This is a genomic window from Variovorax sp. P4_D9, from assembly GCF_056401695.1.
Genome location: NZ_JBFUIU010000402.1, coordinates 1 through 8,165 on the forward strand (window position 1 = coordinate 1; position 8,165 = coordinate 8,165).

An 8,165-nucleotide genomic window follows, 5' to 3' on the forward strand; every position below is an offset into this window, starting at 1 on the left:
CGCGGGGGCCGCCGACACCGCCCCCGCCTCGCCGTCGGGCCCCACGTCGATTCGGATCAGCTCCGAGCCCACCGCGATCTGCTGCCCGACTTCGCCGCCGAGTGCGAGCACCTTGCCCGCGACCGGCGAGGGAATCTCGACGGTGGCCTTGTCGGTCATCACGTCGGCCAGCACCTGGTCTTCGGCCACCGTGTCGCCGGGCTGCACGCGCCACGCCACCAACTCCACCTCGGCGATGCCTTCGCCGAGGTCCGGCACCTTGATCGCATGCGTGCCCATTCAGTTCTCCATGACGCGGCGGAATGCGGCGCCCACGCGCGCCGGCCCCGGGAAGTAGGCCCACTCCTGCGCATGCGGATAGGGCGTGTCCCAGCCGGTCACGCGCTCGATCGGCGCCTCGAGGTGATGGAAGCAGTGCTCCTGCACCAGCGCCGTCAGCTCGGCGCCGAAACCGCTGGTTCGCGTGGCCTCGTGCACGATCACGCAGCGGCCGGTCTTCCTCACCGAATCGACCAGGGTCTGCAGGTCCAGCGGCCAGAGGCTGCGCAGGTCGATGATCTCGACGTCGATCCCTGTCTCGCGCGCCGCAGCTTCCGAGACGAAGACCATCGTGCCGTAGGTGATCACCGTCAGGTCGGTGCCGGGGCGGAACACGGCGGCCGATTCCAGCGGCACGACGTAGTGCCCCTCGGGCACCTCGCCCAGCGGATGAGCCGACCAGGACACCAGCGGGCGGTCGTGATGGCCGTCGAACGGGCCGTTGTAGAGGCGCTTGGGCTCCAGGAAGATCACCGGGTCGTCGTTCTCGATTGAGGCAATCAATAGGCCCTTGGCGTCGCGCGGGTTCGATGGCATCACCGTGCGCACGCCGCAGACGTGGGTGAACAGCGACTCCGGACTCTGGCTGTGAGTCTGGCCGCCGTAGATACCGCCGCCGCAGGGCATGCGGATGGTGATCGGCGCGCTGAAGTCGCCGGCCGAGCGGTAGCGCAGCCGCGCCGCTTCGGAAACGATCTGGTCGTAGGCCGGATAGAAGTAGTCGGCGAACTGCACCTCGACCACCGGGCGCAAGCCGTAGGCGCCCATGCCGATGGCCGAGCCAACGATGCCGCCTTCGGAGATCGGCGCGTCGAACACGCGCGAACGGCCGTACTTGGCCTGCAGGCCTTCGGTGCAGCGGAACACGCCGCCGAAATAGCCGACGTCCTGGCCGTAAATGACGACGTTGTCGTCTCGCTCGAGCATCACGTCCATGGCGGAGCGCAAGGCCTGGATCATGGTCATGGCGCTCATGACGCAGCTCCGGACTGCATCTGTTCGCGTTGCCGCTTCAGGTGCGCCGGCATGTCCTTGTAGACGTCCTCGAACATTGTCGCGGCGCCGGCGAGATGCCCATCGGCCAGCGAGCCGTAGCGCTCGGCCTCCTTCAGCGCGGCGCTGACCTCGGCCTCCAGTTTCGCCTGCGTCTCTTCATGCTCCTGCTGCGACCAGGCGCCGATGCCGATGAGATGCTGCGCCAGCCGCGGAATCGGATCGCCTAGCGGAAAGTGTGACCAGTCGTCGGCCGGCCGGTAGCGCGAGGGATCGTCCGAGGTCGAATGCGCGCCGGCGCGATAGGTCACCCATTCGATTAGCGTTGGGCCGAGGTTCCTGCGGGCGCGCTGCGCGGCCCAGCGCGAGGCGGCCAGCACCGCGAGGAAATCGTTGCCGTCGACGCGCAGCGAGGCGATGCCGCACCCCACGCCGCGCGCCGCGAAGGTGGTGGCCTCGCCGCCGGCGATGGCCTGGAAGGTCGAGATCGCCCACTGGTTGTTGACCACATTGAGGATCACCGGCGCGCGGTACACATGGGCGAAGGTCAGCGCCGTGTGGAAGTCGGACTCGGCGGTGGCGCCGTCTCCGATCCATCCCGACGCGATGCGCGTGTCGCCCTTGATCGCCGAGGCCATGCCCCAGCCCACCGCCTGGATGAACTGCGTGGCCAGGTTGCCCGAGATCGAGAAGAAGCCGGCCCGCTTCATCGAATAGCACACCGGCAGCTGCCGCCCCTTGAGCGGGTCGCGCTCGTTGGACATCAGCTCGCAGATCATTTCCACCATCGACACGTCGTCGCGCGCCAGCAGCAGGCCCTGCTGGCGGTAGGTGGGAAAGCACATGTCTCCCTGCTGCAGCGCCAGCGCGTGGCCGGTGGCGATGGCCTCCTCGCCGAGGCACTGGATGTAGAACGAGATCTTCTTCTGCCGCTGCGCGATCAGCATGCGGGCGTCGAAGGCGCGCGTCTTCATCATTGCGCGCAGGCCGCGGCGCAGCAGTTTGGGGTCGGCCTCTGGCGCCCACGGACCGACGACGCGGCCCTCGTCGTCGAGCACGCGCACCAGCGTGTAGGCCAGATCGCTGGTGTCGGCTGGCGATGCGTCGATCGGAGGCTTTCGCACCTCGCCAGCGCGCGACAGGTGGAGGTAGGAAAAATCCGTCTGATGCCCCGGCCGCCCGGTGGGCTCCGGCACATGCAGATGAAGAGGCGCGCCCTGGCTCATCGCGTGGTCTCCGCGCTCGATGGGATCGCTCGCCACCAAAGCCTAGCGAATTTCAGGCTCCGGCGCAGTCAGTCAATTGCCCGTATCTCACAAGTGGGCAAGCCCGAAAGGACGGCGGCGTAGCCCACGCCCATCGCGATGCGCAGCGCGGTCCGGCGCGTGCTGCCCGATTCCGTCGACACGCCGGGCAACAGCGAGTCGATCTGGACCCGGGCGTCGCGGCGGGGTCTGTCTGGAACGGCGTCGCGCGGGGTCACAGGGAACCCTCCGGGCCTCCAGATCCGTACGCGGCGCGCGCCGGAGCGGCGGCGAAAATCCCGACCATCTCGCGGTTGAAGTCCGGGATGTCGTCAGGCTTGCGGCTGGTCACGAGCGCGCCGTCGACCACCACCGGATCGTCGACCCATTCGGCGCCGGCGTTGTGCAGGTCGGAGTGCAGCGAAGGCCAGGAGGTCATGCGCCGTCCCTTCACGCCCTTGGCCTCGATCAGGGTCCAGGGCCCATGGCAGATGGCCGCGATCGGCTTGCCGGCGACCACGAAGCCGGACACGAACGATACGGCGACGGGATCGATGCGCAAGGCGTCGGGATTGATCACGCCGCCGGGCAGCAGCAGCGCATCGAAATCCTCGGCCCGGGCTTCGCGCAGGCGCACGTCGACCGCGAAGGAGTCGGCCGGATCGTGGTGGTTCCAGCCGCGCACGCTCTCGTCGGCCGGCGAGACGATCCGGGTGGTCGCGCCCGCTTCTTCGAGCGCGCGGCGCGGCTGCTCGAGTTCCACCTGCTCGAAACCATCGGCGACCAGGATCGCCACGCGGACGCCGTCGAGTTGCTTGTTTGCTGGCATCGGACAACTCCGGTTGAGATATCCATCGAGCCTCGGATCGCCAGGTGCGACGCTGCGTAGGCCGGAACGCGCGACAGTCGTCAGACGCGGCGGGCACGCCAGAACACAGCGATGGCCTACGCGCAGGGTCGTTCCGCTCGCAAACGGGGTCACCATGCGCGCCAGTCCGATGCGATCCACAGTCGAGATCCGATCGCCATGGCTCCACGAGACAACTGCATTCTTCGTCGCTCCCGGAATTGGCGGCACGGCGTCGCAACCTCGTCCGCCTTGCGACCGGCGCTCTGGCGCAGCAGTCTTCGGTACAGCAGCCGCTCCAACCCGCGCAACCTGCGGAAATCATCAAGAAATCGCCCGCGCCTGCGAAGGCTCCGGCATGGGGCGGGCCAGAGCCGCAAGCCCACCCGAGTCCCTCGCCCGCGGCCAATGCGCGACGCAGCCGCGCGCACGGCGATGCCACGGCGGTCCGGCGCGCGATCCGGCAGTTCCGGCCCTTCCGGCATCGTCGCTCGACGGATCGTCGGATGGCGCGCCCCGGCGGACCGGGAACCCGGCGGCCTCGCCCTAGACAACGCTGTTGGCCGGAGGTGGTTTCGTCGGCGGGGGCGGCGACATCGGCGGTTTCCCCTTCTCGCGCAGTACCGCGTTGATTTCGGCGCCAAAGATCAGTGTGGTCGCGCTGATATACAGGAACACCAGCGTCGCGACCACGCCCGCGAAGCTGCCGTATACCAGCGCCAGTTTGCCGGCGGTCCGCAGCGTATACGCCAGGGTGGCTGCAGCTGCCACCCACAGCGCCGCTCCCACAATGGCACCGGGCATCACGGTGTACAGCCGCTGGCGAATGTCGGGCAGCCAGCCGTACAGCAGCGCATACAGCGTGGTCAGCACCAGGAAGGCCGAGCCGTAGCGTACGCTGTTGCGCAACCAGAGCGCGTCCTGCCCCACACCCACGTTGGTCTGTAGCAGCCGCCACAGGTACGGCATGATGATCACCGAGCTGAACGTGGCCACGATTCCGGCGCCCACGATCACGGTGAATAGCGTGACCTTCATGCGCGCTTTCCAGAACGGAAGGCCACGCTTAATGCCGTACGAGCGGTTGAGCGCCGAGCGCACCGCCTGCAAGCCCGACGAGGCTGTCCACAGCGTGCCCATCACGCCAATGGTCAGCAGCGCTTGGTTGCGCTGAGCCAGCACCTGGTCGATGACCGGCTGCATCGCGTCGCGCACCACCTGCGGCGCGTAGTCCATCACGCGGTCGGCCAGCGCCGCCGCGTCGCCGGGCTGCCCAACGAAGCCGGCGGCGGCGGACAGCAGAATTAATAGCGGAAACATTGCCAGCAACCACGAGAACGCCAGGCTTCCGGCTTGATTGGCGCTCTGGTGGAGAATGTAATTTCGGATGGCCGGAAGAATGATGCGCAGGCCTGGCGTTGCCATCGCCGCGTGCAGCACGCCGTTCCAGACGTCGCCAAGGCAGCTCATGAACCGGGATGCCAAGTCATCCCGCCTGCTGCTGGAGCGGAGGCCCGTACAGGCGCACGCCCATCACCGAGCCGAGTGCACGGGGCGCCGCGACAGGCAATTACGGGTTGAGGCCCTTCGGCCGCAATGGTCTCGACGAGCTCGCGGCCCGCCTCCCGCTCGTCGTCTTCCGGGCGTTCGATGTCCGGGGGGTATTCGAGCGCTCTGATAGCTCCGGGCGAGATGGTGTTCATGTTGCACTTTCGGAGGTGGACGATCAAGGCTCGGCGGCAAGTCGGATCGGATGCTGTTTGGGTTGGCTTTGCAGCGGATGCCGCAGATCACACTTCATGGTGCGCAAGCGAAATGCTTCGAGCAGGCTCGTCTACTCCGCCGCGTGCGATCGTAACGGGCATGCCCGGTCAGATGACCAGGACGTCCCCATGTCTGCTCGGACTGAAAGCGGAAGTTGGAGCAATCTGCAAGGTCGGCCATTGCGAACGCCGGAGGTCGGAGTTGAGGCGGGGAGCACCATCACAGTCGGGGCGTGGTTTGCCGGCCCAGGCGCTCCTGCAGGAACTCGATGTAGCGCTGCGTCTTTGCCGGCAGCAACCGGGTCTCGGTCAGGGCATAGACCGGCGTCGACTTGCCCTGCCAGTCGGGCAATACCCGGCGCAACCGACCGCCTGCCACGTCCTCGGCGGCAATCTCTTCGGACAGGAGGATGACGCCCAAGTCCAGCGTCGCCAAGCGCTTGAACATGCCCACGCTGTTGACCTAAAGCGCCCGCCGACTTCCATCGCGCCCAAGGCCCGATTCTTCCGGAAATCGCCGCGATCCTGCCCGACGCGCACGCGGCGCGGATCAAGCGCTCGGGCGTCGTCAACGCGTGGCCTATCTCGACTTCCGCAATGCGGTGCTCGCCGCGGGCCGTAAGAATCTGGTCATGGCGGGCGTCACCACGGACGTTTGCCTCATCTTCCCGGCAATCGACGCTGCGCTCGGAGGCTTCGCCGTCCAAGCTGTGATGGACGCTTCAGGATCGCCCAGCTTTCCGAAGAGTTCTCGCGTCAACGCATGCACGATGCGGGCGTCGTGCTCACCGCCACCAACACGCTCATGGCAGAGATCGCGCAGGATTGGTCTACGCCGGCTGGACAGCAACTGATCGGTTTGTTGTTCAGCGATGTATTCCCGGCCCTGGGCGCCGGCATCGCTTAAACCCAACGTCCTGCACTCGTCACCCCACCAATGCAAGGACGCGCAGCGGACTGCCGGAGCCGCCCTCGATCTTCAGCGGCGCGGCGAAGATCACGGCCCCCGTCGGCGGCAACTGGTCCAGATTCGTCAGGCATTGCAGTCCATACCTGTTCGACCCGTGCATCAGTGTGTGGCACGGATAGGCCATCGGCCACGCGTGGGACTGGCCCGCATCGGTGTTGATCGTCTCGACACCGAATCCTCGTACCTCGCGCTCCTCGATCAACCATTGCACCGCCTCCTGCGTGGGGCCCGGCGTGTGTGCACCGTCTTCCTGCATGTTGACGAACGCTGCCGGATCGTCGATGCGCTTGGACCAGTCGGTCCGAAACAGCACCCAGGCGCCCGCCGGAATGCGTCCATGCCGGACTTCCCAGTCCTCGAGGAAATCCACGGTCAACAGCCAATCAGGATCAAGCGCGACCTGCGCGCTCGCATCCACCACGACCGCCGGGCCAATGAAGCGCGATGGGTCGATCGTGTCGACGGTATTGTTCAGTTGGTCCTTGCCGGTCACCCAGTGCACCGGCGCGTCGAAGTGAGTGCCGGTGTGCTCGCCGCAGGAGAAGTTGTTCCAGTACCAGCCGGGGCCGGCGTCGTCGTACTGCGAAATCTTCTCCATCTTGAATGACCACACCTGGCCGAACTGGGGCGGCAGCTGCAATGCGGGAAATGATGACGACAAGGTTTGGGTCAAGTCGACGATGCGCACCGAGTCGGCGGCCAGGGCGCGTTGGAGTGGCGACAAGGAATTCGTGTTCATGGATGGTGGCTCCGGATGATGGGGTGCAAGCGATGCATGGCGCGGGGGAAGAGCTAGCAGCGGCAATCGGCGAGCTGGTGATAGCCGCCTCGCCAGTACACCAGCGGGGCTGCCTCGACCTCGCCGCGGTGAATGGCCATCACGCGTCCGACCAGAATCCAGTGCGAGTGCTTTTCGATCATGTCCTCGATATGGCAGTCGAGCGAGATTGCRCTGTCGCGCATCACGGGTGCGCCGTCCGCGGTGAGCTGGATCCAGCGCTCGGCTGCGTAGCGCTGGTTGCCCGTCACGCCATTCATTCCTGCGAATCGGTCCGCCACCCGCTGCTGGGTCTGCGTGAGCATGCTGACACCGAAGCGATCGGTTCTCGACAGCAGGGATGCCGACGAACTCATCCGGTTGACGCAGGCGATCACGGTGGGCGGATCAGCCGAGAGAGAGGTCACGGAGGTGGCGGTAAAGCCGGAGCGCTCACGCCCGACTTGTACCGTGACGATGCTGACGCCCCCCGCGAGCTCGCGCATCGCCGACTTGAAGGCCGACGGCTCAGCCGCCATGGCGAGCGAATGCGCCGCGCCCGGCATGGACGTGGCTTGCACGGTGTTCATGCTGCCAACCGTACCGCGTCGGGAGCCACCGCCACGGGTGCGCGCAACCCGCGGGATTCGAGGATGGGCAGGACCTGGTCGCGGAAGTAGGGAAATTCCTCGACGTAGTCGACGAATGAAAGGGTCGTCCCCTTGAAGCCTGCCGCGGCCAGCGCGCAAATGCCGTCCGCCACCTGCTCGGGCGTGCCGGTCAACGGATAGCCGCCATGGCCAGCCGCCATTCGGTCGCGAATCAGCGCCAGCAGGTCATGGGGAAAGGACTTGGCATTGGCGAACTGCAAGGCAATCAGGTTGTCGACCGCCGCCCAGTCGGCGTGCTCGTTGCCGAAGTGCTTGAGATAGTCCTTCGCCTCGCGTTCGGTGGGCCGGCACACGACATGCGAGAAGGTCAGTATGTCGACTTTGCGCCCTTGTACGACGGCCTTGGCCTTCAGCTCGGCGATCTCTTGGGTGGAACGATCGAGATCGATGGCGGGTGTGAACAAGAAGTCCGCGTTGTTCAGGGCGAACTCGCGCCCTTCGGCTGAGCCCGCAGCGTTCAGGATAGGCGGTCGACCGCTGCGCGGAGCAGGAAGGCCGTATGCCTTGCTGAGCTTGAAATACTCCCCCTGCCAGTTGAACGGACGCGGATGCGTCCAGAGCTTCTGGACGATGTCGAACCACTCCTGGGCGTATCCATAGCG

The 8,165-nt window shown here is 66.4% G+C and carries 10 protein-coding genes and 2 pseudogenes; 2 read left to right on the forward strand and 10 right to left on the reverse strand.

The features are described from left to right. From AC1DY5_RS32675 to AC1DY5_RS32705, 7 genes and pseudogenes are all read right to left on the reverse strand, one after another. Window positions 1–279: biotin/lipoyl-containing protein (locus AC1DY5_RS32675; protein WP_478118238.1), on the reverse strand; the 279-nt coding region annotated here is incomplete at its 3' end. Next, the gene (locus AC1DY5_RS32680) at window positions 280–1,293 is read right to left on the reverse strand and encodes an alpha-ketoacid dehydrogenase subunit beta (protein ID WP_478118240.1); all 1,014 of its coding nucleotides are present in this window, start codon (window positions 1,291–1,293) and stop codon (window positions 280–282) included. Beyond that, window positions 1,290–2,537 carry a thiamine pyrophosphate-dependent enzyme gene (locus AC1DY5_RS32685; RefSeq protein WP_478118241.1) on the reverse strand — a complete coding sequence of 416 codons (1,248 nt, stop codon included), beginning with the start codon at window positions 2,535–2,537 and terminating at the stop codon, window positions 1,290–1,292. The genes AC1DY5_RS32680 and AC1DY5_RS32685 overlap by 4 nt, the downstream gene beginning before the upstream one ends. A 68-nt stretch (window positions 2,538–2,605) precedes the next feature. Beyond that, window positions 2,606–2,794, reverse strand: coding sequence for a hypothetical protein (locus AC1DY5_RS32690; RefSeq protein ID WP_478118243.1), 189 nt, complete (start codon window positions 2,792–2,794; stop codon window positions 2,606–2,608). Beyond that, on the reverse strand, window positions 2,791–3,384 hold the full coding sequence (locus AC1DY5_RS32695) for a type 1 glutamine amidotransferase domain-containing protein (protein WP_478118245.1): 594 nt from the start codon (window positions 3,382–3,384) through the stop codon (window positions 2,791–2,793). Before AC1DY5_RS32695 ends, AC1DY5_RS32690 begins: the two co-directional genes overlap by 4 nt. Window positions 3,385–3,948: 564 nt before the next feature. Further along, window positions 3,949–4,872: a YihY/virulence factor BrkB family protein gene (locus AC1DY5_RS32700; RefSeq protein WP_478118248.1), complete on the reverse strand. Its 924-nt coding sequence runs from the start codon at window positions 4,870–4,872 to the stop codon at window positions 3,949–3,951. A 513-nt stretch (window positions 4,873–5,385) separates the two neighbouring features. After that, a pseudogene (locus tag AC1DY5_RS32705) lies at window positions 5,386–5,645 on the reverse strand (LysR substrate-binding domain-containing protein); the annotation flags it as partial. A 152-nt stretch (window positions 5,646–5,797) separates the two neighbouring features. Here AC1DY5_RS32705 and AC1DY5_RS32710 point away from each other — a divergent pair. Then, window positions 5,798–5,842 (forward strand): annotated as a pseudogene (locus tag AC1DY5_RS32710) (hypothetical protein); the annotation flags it as partial. Between the two features lie 86 nt (window positions 5,843–5,928). Beyond that, window positions 5,929–6,072: a hypothetical protein gene (locus AC1DY5_RS32715; RefSeq protein WP_478118255.1), complete on the forward strand. Its 144-nt coding sequence runs from the start codon at window positions 5,929–5,931 to the stop codon at window positions 6,070–6,072. A 19-nt stretch (window positions 6,073–6,091) separates the two neighbouring features. Here AC1DY5_RS32715 and AC1DY5_RS32720 read toward each other — a convergent pair whose 3' ends face one another. The 3 genes from AC1DY5_RS32720 to AC1DY5_RS32730 form a co-directional block, all read right to left on the reverse strand. After that, entirely contained in the window at window positions 6,092–6,874 is a 783-nt protein-coding gene (locus tag AC1DY5_RS32720) for a cyclase family protein (protein ID WP_478118251.1), read from the reverse strand. 53 nt (window positions 6,875–6,927) lie between these two features. Further along, window positions 6,928–7,458: a flavin reductase family protein gene (locus AC1DY5_RS32725; protein WP_478118252.1), complete on the reverse strand. Its 531-nt coding sequence runs from the start codon at window positions 7,456–7,458 to the stop codon at window positions 6,928–6,930. Window positions 7,459–7,478: 20 nt separating this feature from the next. Beyond that, window positions 7,479–8,165: LLM class flavin-dependent oxidoreductase (locus tag AC1DY5_RS32730; protein ID WP_478118253.1), on the reverse strand; the 687-nt coding region annotated here is incomplete at its 5' end.

Excerpts from the sequence above, each read along its gene's own strand:
- AC1DY5_RS32680 (WP_478118240.1), bottom strand. The coding sequence starts at position 1,293 with ATGAGCGCCATGACCATGATCCAGGCCTTGCGCTCCGCCATGGACGTG.
- AC1DY5_RS32685 (WP_478118241.1), bottom strand. The coding sequence starts at position 2,537 with ATGAGCCAGGGCGCGCCTCTTCATCTGCATGTGCCGGAGCCCACCGGG.
- AC1DY5_RS32695 (WP_478118245.1), bottom strand. The coding sequence starts at position 3,384 with ATGCCAGCAAACAAGCAACTCGACGGCGTCCGCGTGGCGATCCTGGTC.
- AC1DY5_RS32700 (WP_478118248.1), bottom strand. The coding sequence starts at position 4,872 with ATGAGCTGCCTTGGCGACGTCTGGAACGGCGTGCTGCACGCGGCGATG.
- AC1DY5_RS32715 (WP_478118255.1), top strand. The coding sequence starts at position 5,929 with ATGCACGATGCGGGCGTCGTGCTCACCGCCACCAACACGCTCATGGCA.
- AC1DY5_RS32720 (WP_478118251.1), bottom strand. The coding sequence starts at position 6,874 with ATGAACACGAATTCCTTGTCGCCACTCCAACGCGCCCTGGCCGCCGAC.